The organism is Corynebacterium sp. AOP40-4SA-5, from assembly GCF_052377355.1.
GTDB lineage: Bacteria > Actinomycetota > Actinomycetes > Mycobacteriales > Mycobacteriaceae > Corynebacterium.
Map to the genome: position 1 here is coordinate 1 of NZ_JBQSWS010000001.1, position 24939 is coordinate 24939.

Consider the following 24939-nt stretch of genomic DNA (forward strand, 5'->3'; position numbering starts at 1 on the left):
GGGCTGGGGCGGGGGCCGGGCGCGGCTGAACGGGGGAGTGCGCGATCCGGCTACTCTAGTCGATATGTCAGAGACTACCCGCGCCGAGTACACACCATTCCCTTCCTTCGGGAAGTGGAGCGCCGCGGGGGGCTCGTACAGGGACCTTGACCGGGCGACGACACGTTTCGACCAGCTGAAGACCGATGTTTCGCAGGACGTGCTCGACAAGGCGCTTGAGACGGCCCGGAGAGCCGCCGCTGTCGACACGAACGCCATAGAGGGGATTTTCGCCACGGATCGCGGTTTCACCAGGACGGTGGCAGAGAAGGCGGGGTCTTGGGAACAAGCGATGGCGAACAGAGGCCCGCATGTCAGGCCTGCTTTCGAGGACACTCTCGCCGGGTTCGAGCTGATTCTGGACCGGATGACCGGGAAGCGTCCGGTGACCAGTCACTTCATCCGTGAACTCCATGAGACCATGCTTCGCAGTCAGCAGACCCACACAGTCTACGTTCCTGTCGAAGGCGCATTGATCAAGCAGGAACAGGCTCTACCGAAAGGTGAGTACAAGGCGCACGCCAACAGTCCGACCCGCTCAGATAATACTGTCCACGCCTACGCCTCACCAGAGGACACCGCCCCAGAAATGGAGCGGCTGATCGATGAGCTTCGGTCTGAGAGCTTCGCGAATGCTCACCCCGTCACCCAGGCCGCTTACGCCCATTACGGTTTCGTCTGCATCCACCCGTTCGCCGACGGGAACGGGAGGGTGGCGCGTGCCTTGGCAAGTGTGTACCTCTATCGCTCACCAGGGGTTCCCCTGGTGATCTACCAGGATCAGCGGACGGGCTACCTCGACGCCCTCGAGGCCGCGGATAAAGGACATCACCATTCCCTCATGCGGTTCATCGCTGAGCGGGCGACTGACACCGTCAACGTGATCATCGACGAACTCTCGGTGCCGCAGGGGGAGTCTGCCTCCGACCAGCTATCGTCACTACTTGCGGAAGGCGTACTCCCGGCAGAGGTGGCTGATGCTGCGGAGCGTCTCAAGGAACTTCTTGGCGAGGCACTACGGACCCGCATTGACATGCACGTCGACAAGCTCGGGCTTCCATTCCTGGTCCAAGGGCAAGTGTTCGGTACGCCCCCGGGGATCCCAGAGTGGTACCGGGCCATCGGCGATGACATGGCCACGAGCCTGACCGTGAGTACGAAGTCCCCCCACTCGCTCTTCGTTATCTGGTCCGCACTGATTTGCCGTCGGGGCGACGACACCGCGGAGTTCGACCTCGTCGCCGTAACCGGTACGGGCCGTCAGCTCGGTGTGTATCTCCGGGAGCTGCACCCTACGGTGAGCGAGAGTCTGCGACAGAGGGTCGGATTCTTCGCCGATGCGATGGTCGAGGAGTTCTTGGCTCGGGTCATCGAAAAGCTCCGGACCTCAGATCGGTAGGGGACGTGGGGAGGAGAAGTGGATAGCTCGGAGATCATCAACGGCCTTGAGGCGCTCCTGCGCGACCGGGTCCGGGACGGACGGTTGCCCGGTGCCTTCCACCGGGCTGACAGCAAGGCTGGTGTTGTCGCGTAGCCGGCGCAGAATCCTGTCGACGTCCAACTGAGTCGCGTCCATGCTCTACAACTTATACGGTTGTTCGCTTGAACCGAACGTTCACTAGGACCGAACACGGGTGCCCGAACTCACTCGGGCAGTGGTTGTTGGGCTCGCACTTTGAGGAGACAGGCGCCAGCACGGGCGGCGCAGGGGCCAAGATCGAGCGTGGGATGTTTGAACCGGTGGATTCAAACATCCCAAGCTCGATCTTGGCCCCTCATTCGGTTCATTCGGTTCAAGGGGAGCGGAAGCCTGGGGTGTGGAGTAGACAGAGTGGTTCACTCGGGCCATGCCAACACACGATGAACCTGTCCGTGAACCCGAACTGACCTTCCACTGGTACCTGCCGCCTTTCGTCGACTCCCGCTACGTGGTCGGCGGCGGCCCCGGTGGACGCGTCGCCGCCAACGGCCGCGACGGTCTGCCCGACCGCCCGGTCGACACCCGTTACCTCAGCCAGCTGGCGCTGGCCGCCGAGCAGAACGGCCTCGACAGTGTGCTGATCCCGGTGGGCCTGTGGTGTGAGGACCCGTGGCTGATCGCCACCAGCCTGCTGGGTGTGACCGAGCGGCTGAAGTTCCTGGTCGCGGTGCGTCCGGGGCTGGCGTCGGCGTTGAAGGAGGCGCAGTCGGTGGCCACCTTCCAGCGGTTGTCCGGCGACCGGTTGAACCTCAACGTCGTCACCGGTGGTGAGCCGGTGCAGCTGGCCGCCAGCGGTGACCGCCTGGACAAGGCGCAGCGCTACGAGCGAACCGCCGAGTACCTCGAGGTGTGGAAGCAGCTGTGGATCAGCGAGGAGCAGATCGACTACGTGGGACGCCACGTCGACGTGCGCGGCGCACGCCTGCCGGTGCGTCCGGCGACGGTGCCGCCGGTGTACTTCTCCGGGTCCTCCCCGGAGGCGCTGCAGGTCGCCGCCGAGCATGCCGACACGTATTTGACCTGGGGTGAACGTCCTGCCGAGGTGGGCGAGAAGCTGCGCGCCGTGCCGGACGCCCGGGGCGGGCTGCGCGTCCACGTGATCGCCCGGGAAACCTCTGAGCAGGCGTGGGACGCTGCAGCACAGCTGCTCACCCACGTCTCGGAGGAGGATGTGCGCGCCGCGCAGGAGGCCATCGCGTCCTCGGAGTCGGAGAGCCAGCGGCGCATCGCCGAACTGCACGGGCGCGGGGCGTCCTTCCACCGCGGTGACGACGTGCGCGCGCTGCAGATCCACCCGGGCCTGTGGACCGGTGTGGGCCTGGTGCGCGGCGGGGCGGGGACGGCGCTGGTGGGTTCCTACGAGGAGGTCGCCGACCTGGTCGTGGAGTACCAGCGTGAGGGGGTCACCGAGTTCGTGTTGTCGGGTTACCCGCACCTGGAGGAGACCTACCACGTGGGCGAGGGTGTGATCCCGGCGGTGCGTCGGCGTGGTTTCGCCGTGACGAACCACGGGCCGGCGCTCGCAGAGAAGGCGCAGGAGAAACAGGACGCAGAGGTGAAAAGCGCATGAGGCGGAGCACCAGCCGCACCACGCTGACCACCCTCACCGCGGTGGTCGCGTCGGGCGCTCTGGCGGTCAGCGGCTGCAACGCGGTGTCGGACAGTACCGGGGACGCCGACTACGACGAGACCGCCGCGATCTCCGACGAGGTCGACGAGGACACCGTCCTGCGCATCGGCGACCCGCGCACGCAGACGGCGCTGGAGGCGTCCGGCCTGATCGACGAGCTGGACTTCACCCCGGAGTGGGCGAACATCGACGGCGGGCCGAAGACGCTCGAGGCCTTCCGCGCCGACGCGCTGGACGTGGGCGCGGTCGCCGACATCCCGCCGCTGTTCGCCACGTGGACCAACGAACCGGTGCGCATCGTCTCGGCGCGCCGCACCGTGGACCCGCTGGAGCACCCCACCTACGAGCTGGGGGTGGCACCCGGCGCGGACGTCGCCGACATCAAGGACCTGAAGGGTAAACGTATCGCCTACAGCCCGGGTCAGGCGCAGGGCGCGCTGGTGCTGCGCGTGCTGCAGGAGGCCGGGCTGAGCAAGGACGACGTGGACCTCGTGGAGCTGCAGAGCACCGACGACACCTTCGTCAACGTGATCGCCAAGGGCGAGGTGGACGTCGCCCCGCTGGGCATCGAGCAGGCGCGGTCCTACCTGGCGAAGTACGCGCAGGACGGGGCGTCCACCATCGCCCCGGGCGTGCCGGACGACCCCTGGCACCTCTACGTGCCGACGTCGACGCTGCAGGACGAGAAGAAGACCGCGGCGCTGAAGCAGTACGCGCAGGTGTGGAACAAGCTCAACCTGTGGATCAACGACCACCGCGAGGAGTACGCGCAGGCCTACCTCGTCGACCACGAGGGACTGTCGGAGCAGGACGCCGACTACGTGGTGCAGCGTCAGGGCGAGTTCGCCGTGCCGGACACCTGGGACGACCTCATCGCCGAACACCAGGAGACCGCCGACCTGCTGTCCAAGGAGCAGGACCACCCCGAGATCGACGTCGAGGACCTCTACGACCGTCGGTTCGAACCCGAGGAGTTGTCGTCATGACCACCACACTGGAACCCACCACCGCGCCACCGGCGGGGACAACACCCGCGCAGGACGCACCGACGCGCGTGTCACCCGGCACCGACGTGCGCCCGGTGCGGCGCAGCTACGGCCCCGGGCGGGCCACGCGCCGGGCGCGCGGCTCCGTCGGCGTCCTCGTCCTGCTGGCGGCGTGGGTCGTCGGCTCGGCGACGGGCCTGATCGACCCGCGCATCCTCGCCGCACCCTGGCAGGTCGCGAGCGCGTTCGGCGAGCTGGTGGCGTCCGGCCGTCTGCAGGAGTCGCTCGTGGCCTCGCTGACACGCGCCGGCATCGGCATCGCCGCGGGCGTGGCCGCCGGTGTGGCGCTGGCCCTGCTGGCGGGCCTGTCCCGCTGGGGCGAGTCGCTGATCGACGGTCCGGTGCAGGTCAAACGCTCGATTCCCACACTGGCGCTCATGCCGCTGCTGATCCTGTGGTTCGGCATCGGTGAGGAGATGAAGATCACCACCATCGCCCTGGCCACCCTGATCCCGGTGTACATGAACACCTTCGACGGGCTGCGCTCCATCGACCGGCGGTTCGTGGAACTGGCCAGTACCCTGGAGTTGGGCCGGGTGGAGTTCCTGCGTCGGGTGATCCTGCCTGGCGCGCTGCCCGGGGTGATCCTGGGGCTGCGCTTCGGGGTGACCGCGGGGCTGCTGGCCCTGGTCGTGGTGGAGCAGGTGAACACCACCTCCGGGCTGGGGTACATGATCACGTTGGCGTCCAACTACGGGCAGACCGAGATCATCGTGGTCGGCCTGGTGGTCTACGCGGTGCTCGGCGTGGCCGCCGACGCGCTCATCCGCACTGTCGGAGGGAGGGCGCTGACATGGCGACGAACCATCAGCTGAGTGTCCGTGACCTGCACCGCAGTTTCGACGGCGCCCGCGACGTGCTCGCCGGGGTGGACCTGGAAATCGCGCCGGGCGAGTTCGTGGCCTTGCTGGGACGCAGCGGGTCCGGCAAGTCCACGTTGCTGCGTGCCCTGGCCGGGCTGGACGCCGACGTCGCCGGTCACGGGGTCGTCGCGGTGCCGGAGCGGGTGTCGGTGGTCTTCCAGGACTCACGCCTGGTGCCGTGGCTGCGCATCGCCGACAACGTGTCCCTCGGGTTGCCGTCCACCGGTACCGCCGGGCGGGCGACCGAGAAGGCGGTGGCCGACGCCCTGGAGGAGGTCGGCCTGGCAGGGCGGGAACGCGCCTGGCCGGTGGAGCTCTCCGGCGGCGAGCAGCAGCGCGCCGCACTGGCCCGAGCCCTGGTCCGCCAGCCGGAGCTGCTGCTGGCCGACGAACCCTTCGGTGCGTTGGACGCGTTGACGAAGATCCGGATGCACGGTCTGCTGCGCGACCTGGTCGCCCGGCACCGGCCGTCGGTGCTGATGATCACCCACGACGTGGACGAGGCGATCGCCCTGGCCGACCGGGTGGTGGTGCTGACCGACGGGCAGCTCAGCCTTGACCTGCGCACGGACAGTACGGACGGTGCAGGTGCAGACGGGGATCTGCGCGAGCGCCTGCTGGAGGAGTTGGGGGTTGTGGCACACTCCTGACATGAGCACTTCTGGACAGGCGGCACAGTCGGCACAGTCGGTGGCCGCGCTGATGCGCGCGAGGGTGGCGGACGGCCGGCTGCCCGGCGGTGTCGTTGCTGGCGGGGTAGGCGGGGAGGCCGGGGACAACGTGCTGGCCGTGGGCGTGCAGGACCTGGCGTCCGGCACACCGGTGGCGCCGGACACCCTGTTCTTCTGGGACTCCCTGGGCAAACCCGTCATCGCGGCGGTGGTGCTGACCTTCGTCGCCGAGGGGCTGCTCGCCCTGGACACTCCGGTGACCCGTTGGCTGCCGGAGCTCGCCGGGCCGCGCGTGCTCGTCGAGGCCACCGGTGATCTGAACGAGACGGTCGCCAGTGACCGTGAAGCCACGGTGGAGGACCTGCTCACCCTGCGCGGTGGGCTGGGCTACATTCCGGACTTCGAGGCGGACTACAGCGTCCGGCTGTTCGCCGACCTGCAGGAGGGCCACCACGGGGAGGTGTCGCGCGAGCAGTACCTCGCCGCCGCCGCGGCGATGCCCCTGGCGCACCAGCCGGGGCAGGGGTGGACGTACAACACCGGGGCCACGCTGCTGGGCCTGTTTGTCGAGCGCGTCGGCGGGGCCTCACTCGATGAATTGACGGCCACCCGCGTACTCACGCCGCTGGGCATGGACGACACGACGTGGTGGGTGGACGCCGCGCGGCGTCCACGTTTCGCCTCCCGCTACGTGGACTCGGCGGACGGTGTGCGTCTGGTGGACGCTGCGGACGGCGTGCACGCCGCACCGCCGTCCTTCCCGGACGGGGCGGGCGCGTTGATCGGCCCGGTGGGTGACTGGGTGCGTTTCGCCCGGATGCTGGCCGGAGGTGGGGAACTCGACGGGGTGCGGGTGCTGCCGAAGGAACTGGTCAGCGCGATGATGACGGATCATCTCGACGATGCCCAGCGGGCGATGGGTGGCTTCTTCCTCACCGATGTGGAGGGTCAGGGCTGGGGCTACGGCGGCAGCGTGCGCCCGGACGGCTCCTACGGGTGGGCCGGCTCGGCCGGCACGTGGGGGCGGGTGGACCCGGCCACCGGCGAGCTGCTGGTGGTGTTCACCCAGCTCGCCCTGCACGGCCCGCAGGGTTCGGCCCTGTTCGACGAGGTCGATCAGGTGTGGGGCGCACGCTAAACCCGGGTGGTCACGGCCGGGGCTTGCCCTCGATCCAGTAGGCGACCCAGTCGACGAAGGCGGTGTCCACGCCCCAGTCGTCCACGGCCACACCGCGCACGGCCTTGGTCATGCCGACCTCCCCGCTGGCCCACACGTACTGGGCGGCGGTGCAGGGGTGTGAGATCGAGGCGGCCTCGTGCAGGTGCCGGGTCACGGCCTCGGCCTCCATGCCGGGGGAGGTGTAGATGATCTGCAGCGAGGCGACCTTCTCGGACCAGTCCTCGGCGATCCCGCCCTCCAGGTCCTCGGGGGAGTGGGCGACGATAACCAGGTGGTAGCGGTGCAGGTCGTCCGGGTGGTGGTCGGCGGTGAACTCCAGGATCGTCAGCAACGCCGGCACGGCCGAGGGGTCGGCGACGAAGAGCGGGCGCTCGGCGTGCCGGATCCAGATCGCGTTGCACAGCCACACCCCGGCGGTCGCACCCGGGGAGACCTCGCTGACCCAGGTGGCGCCGGGGCCGGGGTGGTCGTCGTGCATGACCACGTCCACGTCGATCTCGCCGGCGTCCTGGCGCAGGTGACGCACCGTGTACCAGCGCAGACCGGGCCGGACGTCCTCCTCGATGTCGGCGACGGCGGCGCGGATGTTGCGTCCGGCGGTGTCGAAGGACTCGAAGTCGCGTCCGTCCTGCGGCATGAGCAGGCCGAAGAACTCGTCGGGCCCGGTGAGCTCGAGCTCGCGGAAGTCCGGGGAGGCCAGGGTGAGCCGACGCAGGTTCGGGGCGATGAGCTCGTTGGCGGTCACGGTGACCTGGATTAGCCGGCCGCCGAAGTCGTCGGCGGGCTCGGTGTCCTCGGTGGCGTCGCGGCGCGGGTGCTCACGCAGCTCGATGTCACGGACGGCGGTAGAGGGTGTGGTGGCCATGGTGTGGTGTTCCTTGTTCTCTTACGGTGAAGTTAGGTGGTCGCCGGTCTCCGGCGGGGCGGAGGGGACGATGAGCGGCCCGCCGACGACGGGGTCCTCGATGACGACGGCGTCCAGGTTGAAGACGTCTGCCAGCAGTTCGGAGGTGATGATCTCGCCGGGGCTGCCGGCCGCCTCCACGGCACCGTTGCGCATCACCACGAGGTGGTCGGAGTAGCGCACGGCGAGGTTGAGGTCGTGCAGGACCATGACCACCGTACGGTCCAGGCGTCGCCTGAGTTCGCGGACCAGGTCGAGGACCTCGATGGAGTGGGAGAGGTCGAGGTAGGTGGTCGGCTCGTCGAGGAAGAGCACCTCGGTCTGCTGGGCCAGGACCATGGAGATCCACACGCGCTGGCGCTGTCCGCCGGACAGGGAGTCCACGGGACGGTCGGCGAGGTTGGCCACCGAGGTCATCTCGAGGGCGGCCATGACCTCCTCCTCGTCGGTGGAGGACCACTGGCGGATCCAGCTCTGGTGCGGGTGGCGCCCTCGGGCGACGAGGTCGGAGACGATGAGCCCGGGAGGCGACAGCGGGGACTGCGGCAGCACGCTGATGATCTTCGCCAGGTCCTTGCGCTTCATCGTGCCGATGTCGGTCTCGTCGAGCAGGACGTCGCCGGTGCGCGAGGGCAGCAGGCGGGACAGGGAGCGCAGCAGCGTGGACTTGCCGCAGCCGTTGGGCCCGATGATGGTGGTCACCTTGCCGCCGGGGATGTTCAGCGAGAGGTCGCTGATGATCGGGTCGGCCTTGCCGTAGCCGACGGTGAGGCCGGAGGCGCTGATGGTGTTGGTCTGGAGACTCTTCTGGGTACTCATTCGGTGGAGGCCCTCCGGTTGTTCTGGATGAGCAGGTAGATCAGGAACAGGCCGCCGACGGCGGAGGTCAGCAGGCCGACGGGCAGTTCGACGGGGAGGATCGACTGGGTGGCCATGTCGGCGAGGATCAGCAGGCAGGAGCCGAACAGGCCGGACGCCAGCAGCGGCGGGGTGGAGCGTCCGCACAGCCGTTGGGCGATCTGCGGGGAGACGAAGGCGACGAAGCCGATGGGGCCGGCGGCGGAGACCGCGACGGCGGCCAGGGCGACGGAGAACACCAGCAGCGCGACCTGCACGCCGGTGACGTTCTGGCCGAGGGAGCGGGCGACGTCCGGGCCCAGGATGCTGGCCATGAGCTGGAAGGAGATCCAGGCGAAAACCGGAACACCGATGAGCACCAGGAGGATCACCGGCATGGCACGCGTCCAGTTGGAGGCGTTCAGCGAGCCGGAAAGCCACATCTGTGCGGTGGTGGCGTCGCGCAGGTCCGCCCGCGTCATGAGGAAGGAGATGTAGGCCATCAGCAGGGCGGAGATGATGATGCCGGAGAGCACCAGGCGGAAGGGGTCCATGCCCCGCTGGTAGGCCAGCAGCCAGATGGCCAGGCCGGTGAGCAGGCCGCCGATGAGGGCGGCGACGGGGATACCGACGCCGGAGAGCCAGCCGACCAGTCCGCCGGACGCCCCGCCGCCGAGAACGATGATGGTCACGGCCATGGCGGAGGCACCGGTGGTGATACCGAGGATGTCCGGGCTGGCCAGGGCATTGCGGGTCACGGACTGGGTGAGTGCGCCGGAGAGGCCCAGGGCGGTGCCCACGACGATGCCGGTCACCGAGCGGGGCATGCGCCAGTCGAAGACCACGAGCTCCTCGATGCGCGAGGGCTCCACGATCATGTCGCGCAGCGCGGTGAGGTGCAGGGCGTCGAAGAGGCGGGCACCGATGACCTCGGCCACGCGGATCGGGGTCAGCGGGTAGTCGCCGAGGCAGATGGACAGCAGCAGCAACAGGACGACGCCGACGGCGAGGGCTGCCGAGACCGCGAACTGCCGGGGACGCCAGACCATCGACAGTGCCCCGAGGCGGAAGGCGGGACGCTCGGGGACCGTGCCCTCGTGGACGTAGGTGAGTTTCGTGCGTGAGCGGGTGCCGGCGTTCTGGGTCATAGCTGCACGACCTTCCTGCGCACGAGCATGTAGATGAACAGTGGTGCACCGACGAAGGCCAGGACGATGCCGACCTGGAGTTCACCGGGGCGGGCGACGAGGCGTCCGAGGACGTCGGCGTAGAGCAGCAGGGTTGCTCCGCCGAGCGCGGAGTACGGCAGGATCCACCGGTAGTCCGGCCCGGTGATGGAGCGCACCAGGTGGGGGACGACGAGGCCGAGGAAGGCGATGGGGCCGGCGGCGGCGGTGGCGGCCGCGGCGAGCAGGGCGATGATCACCATGCCCATCAGGCGGGCCACCTTGGTGTTCACGCCGAGAGCGGTGGCCACGTCGTCGCCGAGGTTGAGGAGGTTGAGATGGGGGCCGGTGGCGAAGGCGAGGATCAGACCGATGATGATGATCGGCAGCACACCCCAGAAGATCGTCATGTCGCGTCCGGCGACGGAGCCGACGGTCCAGAAACGCATCCGGTCGAGGTTGTTCTCGTCGGTGAGGACGAAGGCGCTGATAATCGCCTGCAGGACGGCGTTCATCGCAGCGCCGCCGAGGATGAGGGTCAGGGGGTGGACGTTGCCGCCGCCGACGGAGGCGAGTCCGAAGACGGCGCAGGTGGCGATCAGCGCGCCGCCGAAGGCCCAGGCGGCGGTGGCGGCGGTGCCGGAGACGTTGAAGACGGCGAAGCTGACGACGACGGCGAGGGCGGCACCCGAGGAGATGCCGAGGATGCCGGGGTCGGCCAGGGGGTTTCTGGTGTGCCCCTGGATCAGTGCGCCGGCCACGCCGAGTCCGGCCCCGACGATGAGACCGATGAGGGTCCGGGGAAAGCGGAGCTCCGTGATGACCTGGAGGTCGGGGTCGTCGATCCGGTCGGCACGGAGTGCGGAGGGCAGTTGGCGCAGGGAGTCCAGCATCACGTCGGTGGGGATGACGCGGGAGCCGTAGGCGAGGCTGAGTAGGAATCCGATGACGAGCAGGACGGTGAGGCAGAGGAGGCCGAGGAGCCGGCGTCTGCGCAGTCGGGAGGTGGCGGATGGGCCGGGTGGCGCGGCAACATCGGTGGTTCCCGTCGTCATCGGGCCCCTTTCACTCGTCGGAACGAGCGTGGAGGCATGGCTCGACCCCCGCATCCACGCTCGAGGATAGGTTCACCTTAGATCTTGGGTGAGACTCGCGCAATGAATAGCAGGGGTCGGGGGAGACCAGTGGGGAGTGCCCGTTTGGTCAGGTCTAGCTGAAGAGGCCGCCGAGGCCGATCGCTGCGGAGATGAGGCCGATGACCTTGGTGATGTTGCCGATACCGTTGGACCAGCCACCATCTTCCTCGGTTACGAAGGAGCCGAGGACACCATCGTCGCCGAAGATGTCCTCGAGGTATGCCTCGATGTCGATGTTCGAGGAACCCTCCGAAGAGCCTTCGGAGGAACCCTCGCTGAGGGAGGAGGTGATCGAGCTGAGATCGCTCGACTCGGTCTCGCTGGAGGTAGTCAGGGAGCCGGTGGGCAGGCTGCCATCCTGGGCTGCGGCCATGCCGGTGCCGGTGATGGCGAGGGTGACGGCGGTGGCGCCGGCGAGCAGAGACTTCTTGAGCTTCATGGGGATTCCTCTTGTGTCAGTGTCCAGCTATTCCGAGTGGGGTAGCTGACGTGTTCGTTCCGTCCCCTATCATGTTGTATCTACGAACAAAGGTCCACAGGAAGATCTTAGTGTGCCCCTTTTGGGTGTAGTGGGTAGACGCTGACATGGGAAAACACCCCGCCGGAGGGGGCGGGGTGTTAAGTAGTCGGCGCTCGGGCTCTTAGCCGATCTGGCTCTCGATGAAGCCGCGGCTGTTCTCGAGAACGCCCTGGAAGGCGTCGGAGGCGTCGGAGGCGTCGACGACGGCGACGTATGCGCCGGCGAGGGTGGCGACGGCTGCTCCGCCGGCGGCCAGGCTGACGAGAGCCTCAGAGGCCTTCCCGTAGTCGAACTGCCCGTCGGTCCAGGATCCGAGGGCGTCCGCACCGGTGATGGAACCGAGGACGTCGCGCTGGTTCGACAGCTCAGCGGACGGGGCGGTGGGGGCGCTGCCGGTCTCGTCGTTGGAGGCGGAGCTACCCGTGCTGCCGGTCTCGTCGGGCAGGTCCTCCTGGGCGGAGGCGATACCGGTGCTGGCGATTGCCAGGGTGGCGGCGGTGGCTGCGGTCAGGAGAGTCTTACGAGTCTTCATGCTTGTTTCGCTCCTCTTGAGGATCAGTGGTGAGGGGGACAAAGCAGAACGTAGCATGAACGGTTTTCTCCGGGCAGGGATATATTCGCACTGGTCAAAGCGAAATACGGGGGCGGGTATATCAGTTTGAGGTGGCCAGGAGACGTCGGTATCGGACTGGAGGTACGGGGCAGGGTAAGAGAATGTCGGGGATGACGGGCGCAATCGCGATCGTACGGCGGGAGGGTATGGCCTGATCGGTTGGTCCGGAGAAGAGAGCCAGGGGATCGGCGTGCGGTGAGATTGCGGACCCTCGTTCGGGGGTGTAGGCATACGAAACGGCCCCGACCGGGAGGTCGGGGCCGTTTCACTTCTTCTGTCCTGCTGAGGAGTCTGTCTACCGCGGGCGCGGTGTCAGTTCAGAAGGGCAGGGCGGGGAACTCGAAGTCGTCCACCATGTCCTGGAAGCCCTGGATGGCGGTGTAGATGTCCGGGATGATGTCGATGGAACCGGCAACGGCACCGCCGAAGGTGTTGATGACGGCGAGGATCTCGCTGGCGTCGGCCATGCTGCCGAGGAGGCCTTCGAAATCACCGTCTTCGCCCTCGGAGGAGGAGGACGAGAGCGAGGACAAGGAGCCCTGGGTCTCGGTGTCTTCGGTGCCGTCCTGGGCGGAGGCGATGCCGGTACCGGCGACGGCGAGGGTGGTGGCGGTGGCTGCGGCGAGCAGGCTCTTCTTGATGGTCATGAAAGTGTGTTTCCTCACTGAACTGGTGTGGCCGTCCGAAGGGGTCAAGTCTCCGGTCGGAGGCGGGTGGTTCCGCCGTTCGGGGGAGAAGTTACCAGCGCAGCACCGGCCTGTCGCGGGGTAAAACAGTTTCAGTGGTACTACGTTCTGTTATGAAATGTAATTGGAGGCTTACCTGAGTGGCGGGTACTACGCCCCTCGGTATGGGTTCGGCGAGTTCTAAAGCGCCGAAATAGGGGGCCGTGTCCAACTTTTGTCACCCTTGTCCAGATGGCGATTGTACTGGTAGGAGAGGAAAAGGATGTCTGCCGGCGCTCGCGTTCTGGCTTGGCGCGGGGGAATCTTCAGGGAGGCGCGGTCGGGTGAATGTGACGTAATTCGTCACTGTGTGAAAAGTGAGCAGAATACAGATTGAGGCGTTACTGTGACGTACCCCATAGGGTAATTTTCGGGGGTGCCCCCGGTGGTACCGGGCGGGCCTTGTCCGTCATGTAAATAGGCAGGTTTGGCCCGTGGCGTCGCTGGTGGCATACTTGAGCGGTTGCCTGTGGTCCATAGGTCGCTCCGGTGCGCTTCGCGCGGACCGGACCGCCGACCGGCTGGACCGCGAAGAGGCACGGACCGCGCACGTGAGGGTCGGTAATCCCACGTGCACAGAACTACTAGGTCTACAAGGAGACTAGAAGTGATTCAGCAGGAATCGCGTCTGAAGGTCGCCGATAACACCGGAGCCCGGGAAATCCTGGTCATCCGCGTGCTCGGCGGCTCCACCCGACGCTCCGGCGGTATCGGCGACATCGTCGTCGCCACCGTCAAGGAAGCAACCCCCGGCGGAAACGTGAAGTCCGGTGACATCGTCAAGGCTGTCATCGTGCGCACCAAGAAGGAGACCCGTCGTCCGGACGGCTCCTACATCAAGTTCGACGAGAACGCTGCCGTTCTCATCAAGGGTGCGGACAACACCGACCCCCGCGGTACCCGCATCTTCGGGCCGGTCGCCCGCGAGCTGCGTGACAAGCGCTTCATGCGCATCGTTTCTCTCGCACCGGAGGTGATCTAACCCATGAAGATCCACAAGGGCGATACCGTCCTGGTCATCTCGGGTCCGGACAAGGGCGCGAAGGGTCGGGTCATCGAGGCCTTCCCGCAGCGCGACAAGGTCCTGGTCGAGGGCGTCAACCGCATCAAGAAGCACGTCGTGAACTCCGCGCCCGAGCGTGGCGCCGAGTCCGAGGGCATCGTCACCCAGGAGGCCCCCATCCACGTGTCCAACGTGATGGTCCTCGACGCTGACGGCGAGCCCACCCGCGTCGGCTTCCGCTTCGATGAGGACGGCAAGAAGATCCGCATCTCCCGCCGCACCGGGAAGGACATCTGATGAGCGACAACTACACCCCCCGTCTCAAGAGCCGCTACCGCGGCGAGATCCGGGAGAACCTGAACACCGAGTTCAACTTCGACAACGTCATGCAGATCCCCGGCGTGACCAAGGTCGTCGTGAACATGGGTGTCGGCGAGGCTGCCCGCGACTCCAAGCTGATCAACGGTGCCATCAAGGACCTCACCCTGATCACCGGTCAGAAGCCGCAGATCCGCCAGGCCAAGAAGGCGATCTCGAACTTCAAGCTGCGTGAGGGCATGCCCATCGGCGCCCGCGTCACCCTGCGTGGCGACCGCATGTGGGAGTTCCTCGACCGCCTGCTGACCGTGGCCCTGCCCCGAATCCGCGACTTCCGCGGTCTCTCGGACCAGCAGTTCGACGGCAACGGCAACTACACCTTCGGTCTCAACGAGCAGTCCATGTTCTACGAGATCGACGTCGACTCCATCGACCGTCCCCGCGGTATGAACATCACCGTGGTGACCACCGCCACCAACAACGAGGAAGGCCGCGCGCTGCTGCGCGAGCTGGGCTTCCCGTTCGAGGCCGGCCAGAACGCCGAGAAGTAAACACTTCCCGACGCTCGTCGACACCGCCCCGACCCGCTGCACAAGCGGGCCGGGGCGGTGTTTTGCTATTCTGGAACGTCGGCGACGGCAAGCCGGTAACCGCGCTTGTACACCGTCTGAATCAGATCCGGCTCAGCGAGCGCGCTGCGGATCCGCGCGACCGTGACCTCCACGGCGCGCTCCGTGGTCTGCTCATCGGACCACCCGTCGGCGTGACCACCCGTGATACCGCTCGACAACTCCTTGGAGATTTCCTCCCGCGACAGCACGCGACCAGGACGGGCTGCCAGGATCCGCAAAAGATTTGAACCGGTGCGTCCCAAAGGATGAAAGCGACCGTCCAGCAGGATGCCCCCGGTACGCACATGGAGCGGGCCGTATGGCGTGGCGGTCGCGGTATGCGGCCCCGCCATCAGGAGCACCGTCTCACGTACGAGCGCCCCCAGGCGGAAACGTTCCGGGATAGCCGGCGACAGTCCGGCAGCCTCAAGGGGCACGGCGGTGATTGGCCCCACCGCCCCGAAGATCGTGCGCTCGCCGGAGAGCTGCTGGATGGCAGGTAAGGTTCCGAGTTGCTCGGCGAAACGCAGCCAGGCCCTCGCACCGGGTGCCGAGGTGAACAGCACTGCGTCCACGTTGCCTGCCGCCACCATCCCCGTGGTCCGTCCCACCAGGTCCGGGTCCGGCGGAGCACCCCACCGGTAGATCGTGAGCCCCTGTACCTCGGCCCCGGCAGCCACGAGTGTGCTCTCCATCTCGGGGTCGCCTTCGCCATGATGCTGGATTACGATGCGCTTGCCCCGAACCCCTTCGGCCAGGAGGTACTCGGTAATCTCGGCCGAGGTCTCGGTCTCTGCGACCCAGTCGATCTCGAGGCCAGCTTGCTGGACAGCACCACGGGCCTTGGGCCCGCGGACCAGGATCTGAGGGCGTCGCAGAGAGCTGATTAAGTCGACCTGGATCCCGTCCTGTTCGGCGGCGTCCATCCACCCGCGGAAGCCGACACCGGTGGTGACCACGACGATGTCCGGGGGAGTCTCGAGCAGCAAGCGGGTCTCGTGAAGGAGTTCTGCGTCGTCGAAGTGCGGCGTGATCGTCAGTGGGGGCGCGATGATCGTCGATGCCCCGTGACGTTGCAGGGCCGTCGCGAACTCCGCCGACCGCCTGTCGACGGGCAGCAGAATCGTGCACCCCTCCAACGCCTCCGAGATCTGTTTCGCCTCCCTCATGCAGACGCCTTCACGGCGGTGGTGTCGTCGGTGAGGAGGCCGGCACGCGCGGTCTCCCCGACGATGATTACCGCAGGATTAGCCACGGAGTTGGTCCGGGCAGTGTTCGTGACGTTTGCGAGGGTCGTGCGGAACACCCGTTGATTAGTGCGGTGGGCGTTCTCGACGATGGCCACCGGCCGGTCGCGCGGGACGCCGGACGCCAGGGCGTCGGAGGAGAACTCCTGCAATGTGGCGACGCCCATGAGGACGACGACGGTGGTGTCGTCGTCCTGAAGGGCGGCGAGGGTTGCAGGTCGGGGACGTCGATGGCCATTCACCACGTAGAGGCTATCTGCTACACCACGGTGTGTCACAGGAACACCCGCCACCGCCGGTGCCGAGACCGCGCTGCTGACACCCGGGAGGACGTCAACCGGTATGCCAGCCGCGGTGCAGGCCTGCGCCTCCTCGCCGCCGCGCCCGAACACGAAGGGGTCGCCACCCTTGAGACGGGCCACCTTCAGCCCACGGCGGGCTCGGTCGATGATCAGGCCGTTGATCTGCTCCTGGGGCACGCGGTGGCGGCCCGGGGCTTTGCCAACATCGATAATCTCCACGTCCGGTCCGACGTCCTCCAGGACATCGGTGGGGCCGAGCCTGTCGTGGATGATCACGTCGGCTTGCAGCAATGCCCGGTAGCCACGCAGCGTCAATAGGTCCCCTGGGCCGGGGCCGCCGCCGATGAGGACTACCGACCCGCGCTCGTAGCCCTCCTCGCCGGCCCGGCCGCGGATCCGCCGGGTCGGCAACAGACCACGGTCCAACTGGCGCTGTACCGCGGATCGGATCTCGGTGCTGCGACGTGGGTCTGGGCCATCGGTGGAGACGGTGCCGATCGCCACGTCGCCGTGACGGGCCACCGCGCAGAGACGCGCGCTTCCCCCAAGGGCGTCACCGGCGTCGATGCACCAGATCCTGCGTTCATCGCAGGCGGCCACCACCGCCGAATCCGCCGACGGATTGCCCGTGGCGGTGTGGACGAGCCATGCGTCGTCGAGATCGGCCGGGTGGAAGGTGCGGGCTACCCACGCCACGCGGCCCGGGTCAAGAGTCGCATGCTTGTGGATCACTGCGGCGGTGTCAGCGGAGAGCCGTGGCGCGACGATGCGCAGGACCGCACCTTCGTCGATCAGTCGGTCTGCGCGCCTGGCAGTGACGGTCCCACCGCCGACAAGGACAACCAATCGGTCACGTACGTCGAGTCCGGTCATGACAATGGTCATGGGAGTTCCTCCAAGTGAGAGCAGAAGTTCGTCAGGTTCTGTCACTCTTGATGGTAGGAATCAGGTGTTTCACCGACCGGTCACCAGGGCAACAGGTGTGGGTCGGTTTTCTTACACGCCACCGGACGGTCGTGAGAGAAAAGGGCGGGGTTCCCAGGTCAGTGGCACACCTGCACGCGACGACCGCCGGCCAGGGCACCGGCCTCATCGTCGTCGAGCCTGACCGCATAGGTCGCCAAACAGTTCCCGTCGTCTTCCAACGACTGGCCGTCGGACAGGCGGAAGCGTTGCTTCAGTAGTGGCGAGGCCACCGTGGCCTCGCCGTCCGCCTCGCCGACGATTCCCCTGCTGATCACAGCCGCACCCATGTACGGGTCGATGTTCGACACGGCGTACACGGTGGAGCCGGCGCGGAACAGGGCTATCTGGGTGCCATCGTCGAGCAGGGCGGCGGCACCGAGGTTCTCCTCGAGGTCGTCGAGGAGGCAGATGGTGGTGTAAGTCATGGTGGATCATTTCCTCTCTGGGTGGTCGTCAGACTGCGATTATCAGACTGCGGTGTGCAGCGCGGGTAGCGGCAGCGGGACCTTGCGACCGTCCTGCTTCTGGAACTGGACGGTGGGGTCCGGTGACTCGGGTGCGTTGACGAAGGAGACGAAGCGGCCGAGCTTCTCCGGATCGTCGAGGACATCCCGCCATTCGTCGGTGTAGTCCTCGACGTGGCGGTCGATGAAGGCCTCCAGGTCGGCAGCGATGCCGAGGGAGTCGTCGCAGACCACGTCTCGAATGTGGTCGAGGCCGCCGTCCATCTCCGCCTGCCAGGCGGCGGTGCGTTGCAGCCGGTCGGCGGTGCGGACGTAGAAGCCGATGTAGCGGTCGATGTAGCTGATCAGCGTGCGTTCGTCGAGATCCCCGGCCAGCAGTTCAGCGTGCCGTGGGGTCGCTCCACCGTTGCCGCCGACGTACAGGTTCCAGCCGTGTTCCGTGGCAATGACGCCGACGTCCTTGCCCCGAGCCTCTGCGCACTCGCGGGCGCAACCGGAAACTCCCATTTTCAACTTGTGGGGACTGCGCAGACCCCGGTAGCGCATCTCCAGGTCCACGGCCATCTTCACCGAGTCCTGCTGGCCATACCGGCACCAGTCGGTTCCCACGCAGCTTTTCACCGCCCGGAGCGCCTTGCCATAGGCCTGGCCGGACTCCATGCCGGCGTCCACCAGTCTGCGCCAGATGGCGGGGAGTTGGTCGACCCGGGCGCCGAACATGTCGATACGTTGGGCGCCGGTGACCTTGGTGTACAGGTCGAAGTCGCGGGCGATCTCACCGCACACGATCAGCTGCTCGGCGGTGACCTGGCCACCGGGCATGCGGGGCACCACGGAGTAGGAGCCATTCCTTTGGATGTTCGCCAGGAAGCGGTCATTGGAGTCTTGGAGGGCCGCGTGACCATCGTCCAGGACGTGGTGGCCGGTGTTGAGCGTGGCGAAGATAGATGCCATGGTCGGCTTGCAGATCTCGCAACCTCGTCCGGTGCCGAACCGTGCGATGAACCCGGGGAAGTCGCGCAGGCCCGAAGCCGCGGCGCACTCGAAGAGTTCGGCCCTGGACTGAGGGAAGTGCTCGCACAGGGCCTTGGACAGTTCCACTCCCTCGGCATCGAGCAACTGGTTGAGCAGGCCCAAGCAGGAACCGCAGCTCGTCCCTGCCCGTGTGCAGGTTTTCAGGTCCGTCACCGAGCAGGCACCGTCGCCGATAGCTTCGCGGACATCGCCCTTGGATACGGCGTTGCAGGAGCAGATCTGTGCGGCATCGGGCAGGGCACCGACTCCCACACCCGCCCCGTCAGTACCGTCAGCACCACTAGCGGCGGGGGCGAGGAAGGACATCGGTGCGTCCAGCTCGCCGCCGACCATGGGCCGCAGCAACGCGTAGGACGTGCAGTCGCCGACGAGGACGCCGCCGAGCAGTGTCCGGCCGTTGCCGTCCATGACGAGCTTGCCGTAAGTGCCGGACACCGGGTCGTTGACGGTGAGGGGGCGCGCCCCCTCGGTGGTGCCGTGGGCGTCGCCGAAGCTGGCGACATCGACCCCCATCAGTTTAAGTTTGGTGGACATGTCTGGGACCTCGAAAGGGGTGGCTTCGCGTCCAGTGAGACGGTCGGCGACGATCTCGGCGGTCGAGTAGCCGGGTGCCACGAGGCCGTAACAGACCCCGTCGACGGCGGCGCACTCGCCGACGGCGCTGATATCGGGGTCGCTGGTGCGGCACAAGGCGTCGACGAGGATCCCACCCCGCGGCGCGGTGTCCAAGGGCGTGCCTGTGGCAGCCGTGGCGAGGGAGTCGTGCGGGCGCACCCCGGTGGAGAAGATGACGATGTCGACGGGAAGCAGCTCCTCGTTCGCCGGGGCATGGTCTTCGTTGCTGCTGAGCGACATCTCGAGAGAGTCTGGGGTTCCGTCCGACGAGGTGGTCTCCCGGATGCTTTGTGTGGAGGTGTTCAAGTGCACCGTGACACCCAGGTCGCGGACCTTGTCTGCGAGGAGAACACCGCCGGCAGGGTCGACCTGCAGCGGCATAAGTCGAGGGGATCGTTCGATGATGTGGGCCTGCGCGCCGAGCAAGAGGAGTGCGTTGGCTGCCTCCAACCCCAGCAACCCGCCGCCGATGACCGCGCCGCGTGGCTGGCGTCCGGCACGTCGGGCATGCTCAACGATGTCGCGGATGCGGTCCAGGTCGTTGATCGTCCGGTAGACCATGCACCTGTCAAGGTCGTTGCCCGGGACCGGTGGGACGAAGGGGTAGGAGCCCGTGGCCAGCACCAGGTGGTCGTAGCCGATGACCTCCGGTTCACCGGGGGCATCACTCTCGCACGAGACGGTGTGTTTGTCCCGGTCGATTCCGGTCACCCGGGCATGGTGAACCCTGACCGTCCCCGGGAGTTCGGAAAGCTCCAGATTGCCGCGGTCCCACGTGGAGACATAGCTCGACAGGGCGACACGGTCGTAGGCGTGGCACCGTTCACCCGAGATCACCGTGATGTCCGCGTCGGGGTCGCGGTCGAGGATGTCGGTGACCGTCCGGTGGCCGACCATACCGAAGCCGACGACGACGATGCGGTTTGTTGGTTGAGGGTTGTGTGCTGTGTCCATGTGCCTCACGCTATGGTCCATTCACCGGCGAAGACACTGTTGAGAGAAGTGTTTTACGAGCGGTTCACGGCCGTCGGACGTCCGTGACGGCGGCGACACGTGGCGGTAACAACGGCATGGCGGTCAGTAGACGTCCTTGACGTAGCGGCGTTCCGACGACAGCACGGACATGAAACGCCGCGTCGCCTCGGGATCCATCCGGCCCTGTTCGGCGACGATGCGGTGCAGCGTGGCGTCGACGTCCGGGGCCATCTTCCTGGCGTCTCCGCAGACATAGAGGTAGGCACCCCGGTCGATCCACGACCACAGTTCGCCGGCATTGCGCAGCATGAGGTCCTGGACGTAGACCTTGTCCTTCTGATCCCGGGAGAACGCAGTATCGAGGCGGGTGAGCACGCCGTCCTTGCGCAAGCCGGTGAATTCGTCCTGGTAGAGAAAGTCCGTGGCAGCGTGCTGCTCACCGAAGAAAAGCCAGCTGTCCCCGGTCGCCCCGCGGTGCCTACGGTCGTGCAGGAAGCCACGAAATGGTGCGACCCCTGTGCCGGGCCCGACCATGATGACCGGCGCGGAAGGCTCCTCCGGTGGCCCGAAGTTTTTATTGGGTGAGACGAAGATGCGCACCCGGTCGCCGGCGTTGGCTTGCGCGAGGAAGCCGGAGCACACACCGCGGCGTCGTCCGCCATCAGTCCGGAATTCCACGGCCGAGACGGTGATCTCCACCTGGGTGGCATCGGTGTGAGGGCTCGAGCAGATTGAGTACATGCGGGGCTTCATCCGGGGCAGCGCCTGCGCCCACTCTTCGGCGGACGCGTCGACGGCGTGCGTCGTCAGCAGGTCTGCGGTGTGGCGGCCCCAGGCGAACTCCCGAGCGCGCGCCGGGTCGTCGGCGATGCCGTCTGTGCCGGCGAGTCCCGCGTGGGGATGGTGGGTGTGCACCAGTCGCAGGACGTCCGGAGTGATGGTGGTGATGTCGAAGGTGGTTGTCAGTGCCTCGCGCAGGGGAAGGGTTGTCTCGTCCACCCGAATGTCCGTGTCCGGGTCGAGACCGGTGAGGGAGAGCCACTCGTCGACGACTTCCGGGCGGTTCGTTGGCCAGACTCCGAGGGCGTCCCCGGTGGTGTAGCTCAGCGTGTCCTTGGGGAGGGCGAACGCCACCCGCCGGACGTCCTTGGCGGAGTCGTCGCCGGTCAACCGGGAGGACTCCAGGATCTCGGTGATCAGAGGGTGCCGGCGACTGTAGGTGGGTGCAGGGGTTGGCACAGGGGTCTGTGCAGCGACGGGCGCAGGCGCCGGCGCGCCAGCGTCCGGCAGGGCGTCCAGCACCCGGTTCTGCCAGGTTCTCGCCGTGGATTCGTAGTTCGGTTCGCAGGCTTGCCACGCGGCGATCCGGGTGGCCCCCAGTTCCGCCAGGCGCTCGTCGAGCGAGCGGGCGAAGCCGCAGAAGTCAGAGTAGGAGGAATCCCCGAAACCCAGCACCGAGTAGGACAGGTCCTGCAGACAGGACGGTGACGCATGGGGGTCCATCGCCATCACGGTGTCCCACAGTGACTCCCCGTTATCGGGGGCCTCACCGTCACCGGTGGAGGACACCACGAACAGGACGGTACCGGTCAGGCCCTCGGCACCTACGTCGTCTGCTGGCACGGCGCGCGCGCTGTAACCTCTCTCCGAAATCGCTGCGACGAGCGAGGGTACGTAGTCTTCCACCGAGCCAGTCTGCGACGCCCACACCACGGTGACTGCGGGAGAGTCGGAGGAGAGGTCGGTGGCATCGTCGTCTGGGCCACCGTCGTCGGTGAGGGGAGCCAGACGGGAGAACATTCCCGCCAACGTGCCGTCCACCCAGGCCCGTGCCTGCGGCGACAACGGGGCCTGGGCAGGCACCACCGGCACCGCCGGCACAGCGTCCTGCGGCGGATTCGCCCGAAGCCCGCGCAGCATACCGTCGAGGTACACCTTCTCGAGGTCGGTCAGCACTGGGGCAGGGGAGTGCCCGTCCCCGTCGAAGATCCGGTCGAGCATGTCGCCGGACGCGCTGACCGCAGCGGACGCGCTGACCGCGACCTTCGCCGCGTCCACAGCGCACGCCTTGAACTCCGGTTGCAGCGACTCCGGGTCCACGGCGTCGTTGGTCGCTTCGTTGACCACCTGGTCGGGGAAGTGCATCGGCATGAAACAGGTTCCCTGGACAATTCCGTCGTTGACGACGGCGGGGGCCTGAACAGAGCCTCGGCGTGAGGCGATCTCGACGAGGTCTCCCTCTGCGATGTCACGGGCCTCGGCATCGGTGGGGTGCAGATGAACGAACCCCGACGGATTGAGCTTCATCAGTTTGGCCACGCGCCCGGTCTTCGTCATCGTGTGCCACTGGTGCGGCAGTCGGCCGGTGGTCAGGACCAGGGGATAGTTCGCATCAGGGCACTCAGCCGGCGGGAGGTACGGACGGGCGAGGAACTGCGCGCGCCGCGAGGGTGTGGGAAAGGCCAGCCGGGGACGGTTTCCGTCGCCGTCCGTGTGCACGGACTGGCTGATGCCGTCGTTGAGGTAACGCACCGGGTGCCGGGAGTCGGGGGAACTCGCCGGCGCGGGCCACTGCACCGGCCCGCGACGCAGCCTGGGGTAGTCCACGCCACGGATGTCCCACCCGGTTTCCGGGTTGTGGAAGCGCCGAATTTCGTCGAATACCGATGAGGCGTCCGGGAAGTCGAAGCCGGCGAAACCCATCTCCTGGGCGACCCGGCAGATCAACTCCCAGTCCGGACGCGCCTGCCCCGGGGAGTCCATCAGCGGGGCAGTAAGCGTGAGCGTGCGTTCCGAGTTGACCATCACCCCCTCCGATTCTGTCCATAGCGCCGCAGGTAGCAGCACGTCGGCGTACTCCGCGGTGGCGGAACCGGCGAAGGCATCCTGGACGACCACGCACTCCGCATTCTCCAGCGCGGCGATGACCCTCGACCGGTTGGCCACCGAGGCCACCGGGTTCGTGCAGATCACCCACACCGCCTTGATCCGACCGTCCGCGAGAGCGTCGAACATGTCCACCGTGCCGCCGCCGAGGTTGTCGTGCAGGGTGCCCTGGGGGATCTGCCATATTTCCTCGACCTGCAGTCGGTGGTCGGGATTCAGGACCGTTCGTTGGCCCGGTAGCCCCGGACCCATGTATCCCATTTCGCGTCCGCCCATGGCATTAGGCTGCCCCGTCAGCGAGAACGGGCCGGCCCCCTCGTGGCAGATCGCGCCGGTCGCCAGGTGTAGATTGCACAGCGCGGTGGTGTGCCACGTTCCGTGTACCGACTGGTTGAGTCCCATCGTCCACAGGCTCATGAGGTTCCGCGTGGACCCGATCCACGCCGCGGCGGTTTTCAGATCGTCCACGGCGATGCCCGTAATCTCCGAGACCGTGTCGACGGGGTAGTCGGCGAGGTGGCTGGGCATGGCGTCCCACCCCTCGGTGAACTCCGCGATGAACTCTTCGTCGACGTCCCCAGCATCAGTGATCAGTCGGAGCAGGCCGTTGAGCAGTGCCATGTCGGTGCCGGGGCGGACGGGCAGGTACAGGTCAGCCTTCTTCGCCGTCGCAGTAAACCGTGGGTCGACCACGATCAGTTTCGCGCCGGCTTTGACCCGGTCCATCATCCGCAGGAAGAGGATGGGGTGGCAGTCGGCCATGTTTGCGCCGATGACCAGGAAGACGTCGGCGTGATCGAGGTCGTCGTAGCTACCCGGAGGGCCGTCGGCGCCGAGGGACTGCTTGTAGCCCGTAGCGGCACTGGCCATGCACAGCCTGGAGTTCGACTCGATGAGGTTCGTGCGGAAGTAGCCCTTGGCCAGTTTGTTCGACAGGTACTGCGACTCCAAGGACATCTGACCCGACACGTAGAACGCGACGGCGTCGTCGCCGTGCTCCTCACGGATGGCGGTGAACCTGCGGGCCGCCTCCGAGACGGCCTCGTCGAGGCCCACCGGCTTGCCGTCAATGAGGGCCGTCGACTGACGACCGCCAGCGTTGAGCAGGTCGGCGGTGGTGCTTCCTTTGGTGCACAACCTGCCCCGATTGGCGGGGTGCGTGCCGGTCCCCGTGGACGTGAGGACGCGCCGGGAATCGGCCGTCCCCTCGGCGGTGAGGGTGATCCCGCAGCCCACGCCGCAGTAGCCGCACACCGTGTCCACCGTGTCTACTGATTTCTCATCGCTACTGACTTCTGGAGTTGAGTTCATGGGCGAGAGACTAGGGGGCCGAGATTACCCCGCAGTCTTGTCCGGGTTACAGGCCGAGCAACAAGCTCTCACGCGTGGCCGCGAGGTGTTGAGAGGAGGTCGACACCTGTGGATCATGTGCCGGACAAGGCCAGGAAACTACCATCTACCTGCGGTAAAAGTATTGTTTCCCCGCTGGGCGGGTGCTTCGGAAGCAGTTATAAGTGATGGGACAGGAAGCCCGCAACCCCGCACCGATCGGAGACCCGCCCCATGACCATTGCTCCCGCAACCCAGAGAACCCAGAGCCCCCAGAGACCCCGTCCGCCGGAAACAGGCTGTCCCCCGGAGACCGAACTCGTCGTCGAGGAGGGTAGGTGGATTACCAACTGGCAACCGGAGAACCCCACCTTTTGG

Annotated in this window: 21 protein-coding genes; 9 read left to right on the plus strand and 12 right to left on the minus strand. The window is 66.9% G+C overall.

Features of this window, described 5'->3' with window-relative positions:
* Positions 1-64 precede the first annotated feature (64 nt).
* The 6 genes from ACT3S3_RS00005 (at position 65) to ACT3S3_RS00030 (ending at position 6867) form a co-directional block, all read left to right on the plus strand.
* Positions 65-1438 carry a Fic family protein gene (locus ACT3S3_RS00005; protein WP_444614766.1) on the plus strand — a complete coding sequence of 458 codons (1374 nt, stop codon included), beginning with the start codon at positions 65-67 and terminating at the stop codon, positions 1436-1438.
* Positions 1439-1886: 448 nt separating this feature from the next.
* Positions 1887-3089 (plus strand): LLM class flavin-dependent oxidoreductase, encoded by a 1203-nt coding sequence (locus tag ACT3S3_RS00010; protein WP_444614979.1) that lies wholly within the window; start codon positions 1887-1889, stop codon positions 3087-3089.
* Complete coding sequence (locus ACT3S3_RS00015; RefSeq protein ID WP_444614978.1) at positions 3086-4135, plus strand: ABC transporter substrate-binding protein; 1050 nt, start codon at positions 3086-3088, stop codon at positions 4133-4135. Before ACT3S3_RS00010 ends, ACT3S3_RS00015 begins: the two co-directional genes overlap by 4 nt.
* The gene (locus ACT3S3_RS00020; RefSeq protein ID WP_301443836.1) at positions 4132-5010 is read left to right on the plus strand and encodes an ABC transporter permease; all 879 of its coding nucleotides are present in this window, start codon (positions 4132-4134) and stop codon (positions 5008-5010) included. The genes ACT3S3_RS00015 and ACT3S3_RS00020 overlap by 4 nt, the downstream gene beginning before the upstream one ends.
* A complete protein-coding gene (locus ACT3S3_RS00025; RefSeq protein ID WP_301443837.1) occupies positions 4989-5708 on the plus strand; it encodes an ABC transporter ATP-binding protein in 720 nt (239 codons plus the stop codon). The genes ACT3S3_RS00020 and ACT3S3_RS00025 overlap by 22 nt, the downstream gene beginning before the upstream one ends.
* Position 5709: 1 nt before the next feature.
* Positions 5710-6867 carry a serine hydrolase domain-containing protein gene (locus tag ACT3S3_RS00030; protein ID WP_441579890.1) on the plus strand — a complete coding sequence of 386 codons (1158 nt, stop codon included), beginning with the start codon at positions 5710-5712 and terminating at the stop codon, positions 6865-6867.
* Positions 6868-6877: 10 nt separating this feature from the next.
* Here the strand turns inward: ACT3S3_RS00030 and ACT3S3_RS00035 are convergent, their stop codons facing one another.
* From ACT3S3_RS00035 to ACT3S3_RS00065, 7 genes are all read right to left on the minus strand, one after another.
* Positions 6878-7774 carry a siderophore-interacting protein gene (locus tag ACT3S3_RS00035; protein WP_441579891.1) on the minus strand — a complete coding sequence of 299 codons (897 nt, stop codon included), beginning with the start codon at positions 7772-7774 and terminating at the stop codon, positions 6878-6880.
* 21 nt (positions 7775-7795) lie between these two features.
* Complete coding sequence (locus ACT3S3_RS00040; RefSeq protein WP_301442360.1) at positions 7796-8632, minus strand: ABC transporter ATP-binding protein; 837 nt, start codon at positions 8630-8632, stop codon at positions 7796-7798.
* Positions 8629-9798: a FecCD family ABC transporter permease gene (locus ACT3S3_RS00045; RefSeq protein ID WP_444614976.1), complete on the minus strand. Its 1170-nt coding sequence runs from the start codon at positions 9796-9798 to the stop codon at positions 8629-8631. Before ACT3S3_RS00045 ends, ACT3S3_RS00040 begins: the two co-directional genes overlap by 4 nt.
* The gene (locus ACT3S3_RS00050) at positions 9795-10871 is read right to left on the minus strand and encodes a FecCD family ABC transporter permease (RefSeq protein WP_301442358.1); all 1077 of its coding nucleotides are present in this window, start codon (positions 10869-10871) and stop codon (positions 9795-9797) included. The genes ACT3S3_RS00045 and ACT3S3_RS00050 overlap by 4 nt, the downstream gene beginning before the upstream one ends.
* Positions 10872-11025: 154 nt before the next feature.
* A complete protein-coding gene (locus ACT3S3_RS00055; RefSeq protein ID WP_301442357.1) occupies positions 11026-11391 on the minus strand; it encodes a hypothetical protein in 366 nt (121 codons plus the stop codon).
* Between the two features lie 202 nt (positions 11392-11593).
* Positions 11594-12004 (minus strand): hypothetical protein, encoded by a 411-nt coding sequence (locus ACT3S3_RS00060; protein ID WP_444625986.1) that lies wholly within the window; start codon positions 12002-12004, stop codon positions 11594-11596.
* 398 nt (positions 12005-12402) lie between these two features.
* Positions 12403-12732 carry a hypothetical protein gene (locus ACT3S3_RS00065; protein ID WP_441578936.1) on the minus strand — a complete coding sequence of 110 codons (330 nt, stop codon included), beginning with the start codon at positions 12730-12732 and terminating at the stop codon, positions 12403-12405.
* A gap of 685 nt (positions 12733-13417) precedes the next feature.
* Here ACT3S3_RS00065 and rplN point away from each other — a divergent pair.
* Genes rplN through rplE form a run of 3 tightly spaced genes read left to right on the plus strand, consistent with a single transcriptional unit; the run spans position 13418 to position 14682 of the window.
* Positions 13418-13792 (plus strand): 50S ribosomal protein L14, encoded by a 375-nt coding sequence (rplN, locus tag ACT3S3_RS00070; protein WP_301442354.1) that lies wholly within the window; start codon positions 13418-13420, stop codon positions 13790-13792.
* Positions 13793-13795: 3 nt separating this feature from the next.
* Positions 13796-14110, plus strand: coding sequence for a 50S ribosomal protein L24 (gene rplX / locus ACT3S3_RS00075; RefSeq protein WP_301442353.1), 315 nt, complete (start codon positions 13796-13798; stop codon positions 14108-14110).
* Entirely contained in the window at positions 14110-14682 is a 573-nt protein-coding gene (gene rplE, locus ACT3S3_RS00080; RefSeq protein ID WP_301442352.1) for a 50S ribosomal protein L5, read from the plus strand. Before rplX ends, rplE begins: the two co-directional genes overlap by 1 nt.
* 65 nt (positions 14683-14747) lie before the next feature.
* On the opposite strand, the gene ACT3S3_RS00085 is transcribed toward rplE, so the two are convergent.
* The 5 genes from ACT3S3_RS00085 to ACT3S3_RS00105 form a co-directional block, all read right to left on the minus strand.
* Positions 14748-15911 (minus strand): uroporphyrinogen-III synthase, encoded by a 1164-nt coding sequence (locus ACT3S3_RS00085; protein ID WP_301442351.1) that lies wholly within the window; start codon positions 15909-15911, stop codon positions 14748-14750.
* A complete protein-coding gene (gene cobA / locus ACT3S3_RS00090) occupies positions 15908-17176 on the minus strand; it encodes a uroporphyrinogen-III C-methyltransferase (RefSeq protein WP_441578937.1) in 1269 nt (422 codons plus the stop codon). The genes ACT3S3_RS00085 and cobA overlap by 4 nt, the downstream gene beginning before the upstream one ends.
* 158 nt (positions 17177-17334) lie before the next feature.
* The gene (gene nirD / locus ACT3S3_RS00095; RefSeq protein ID WP_301442349.1) at positions 17335-17682 is read right to left on the minus strand and encodes a nitrite reductase small subunit NirD; all 348 of its coding nucleotides are present in this window, start codon (positions 17680-17682) and stop codon (positions 17335-17337) included.
* A 42-nt stretch (positions 17683-17724) separates the two neighbouring features.
* Positions 17725-20325, minus strand: coding sequence for a nitrite reductase large subunit NirB (gene nirB / locus ACT3S3_RS00100; protein WP_301442348.1), 2601 nt, complete (start codon positions 20323-20325; stop codon positions 17725-17727).
* A gap of 123 nt (positions 20326-20448) precedes the next feature.
* A complete protein-coding gene (locus ACT3S3_RS00105; protein WP_441578938.1) occupies positions 20449-24543 on the minus strand; it encodes a molybdopterin-dependent oxidoreductase in 4095 nt (1364 codons plus the stop codon).
* Positions 24544-24939: the final 396 nt, after the last annotated feature.

Bases quoted from the DNA above. Each gene is read 5' to 3' on its own strand.
- ACT3S3_RS00005 (WP_444614766.1), top strand. From the start codon at position 65: ATGTCAGAGACTACCCGCGCCGAGTACACACCATTCCCTTCCTTCGGG.
- ACT3S3_RS00010 (WP_444614979.1), top strand. From the start codon at position 1,887: ATGCCAACACACGATGAACCTGTCCGTGAACCCGAACTGACCTTCCAC.
- ACT3S3_RS00015 (WP_444614978.1), top strand. From the start codon at position 3,086: ATGAGGCGGAGCACCAGCCGCACCACGCTGACCACCCTCACCGCGGTG.
- ACT3S3_RS00020 (WP_301443836.1), top strand. From the start codon at position 4,132: ATGACCACCACACTGGAACCCACCACCGCGCCACCGGCGGGGACAACA.
- ACT3S3_RS00025 (WP_301443837.1), top strand. From the start codon at position 4,989: ATGGCGACGAACCATCAGCTGAGTGTCCGTGACCTGCACCGCAGTTTC.
- ACT3S3_RS00030 (WP_441579890.1), top strand. From the start codon at position 5,710: ATGAGCACTTCTGGACAGGCGGCACAGTCGGCACAGTCGGTGGCCGCG.
- ACT3S3_RS00035 (WP_441579891.1), bottom strand. From the start codon at position 7,774: ATGGCCACCACACCCTCTACCGCCGTCCGTGACATCGAGCTGCGTGAG.
- ACT3S3_RS00040 (WP_301442360.1), bottom strand. From the start codon at position 8,632: ATGAGTACCCAGAAGAGTCTCCAGACCAACACCATCAGCGCCTCCGGC.
- ACT3S3_RS00045 (WP_444614976.1), bottom strand. From the start codon at position 9,798: ATGACCCAGAACGCCGGCACCCGCTCACGCACGAAACTCACCTACGTC.
- ACT3S3_RS00050 (WP_301442358.1), bottom strand. From the start codon at position 10,871: ATGACGACGGGAACCACCGATGTTGCCGCGCCACCCGGCCCATCCGCC.
- ACT3S3_RS00055 (WP_301442357.1), bottom strand. From the start codon at position 11,391: ATGAAGCTCAAGAAGTCTCTGCTCGCCGGCGCCACCGCCGTCACCCTC.
- ACT3S3_RS00060 (WP_444625986.1), bottom strand. From the start codon at position 12,004: ATGAAGACTCGTAAGACTCTCCTGACCGCAGCCACCGCCGCCACCCTG.
- ACT3S3_RS00065 (WP_441578936.1), bottom strand. From the start codon at position 12,732: ATGACCATCAAGAAGAGCCTGCTCGCCGCAGCCACCGCCACCACCCTC.
- rplX (WP_301442353.1), top strand. From the start codon at position 13,796: ATGAAGATCCACAAGGGCGATACCGTCCTGGTCATCTCGGGTCCGGAC.
- rplE (WP_301442352.1), top strand. From the start codon at position 14,110: ATGAGCGACAACTACACCCCCCGTCTCAAGAGCCGCTACCGCGGCGAG.
- ACT3S3_RS00085 (WP_301442351.1), bottom strand. From the start codon at position 15,911: ATGAGGGAGGCGAAACAGATCTCGGAGGCGTTGGAGGGGTGCACGATT.
- cobA (WP_441578937.1), bottom strand. From the start codon at position 17,176: ATGACCATTGTCATGACCGGACTCGACGTACGTGACCGATTGGTTGTC.
- nirD (WP_301442349.1), bottom strand. From the start codon at position 17,682: ATGACTTACACCACCATCTGCCTCCTCGACGACCTCGAGGAGAACCTC.
- nirB (WP_301442348.1), bottom strand. From the start codon at position 20,325: ATGGACACAGCACACAACCCTCAACCAACAAACCGCATCGTCGTCGTC.
- ACT3S3_RS00105 (WP_441578938.1), bottom strand. From the start codon at position 24,543: ATGAACTCAACTCCAGAAGTCAGTAGCGATGAGAAATCAGTAGACACG.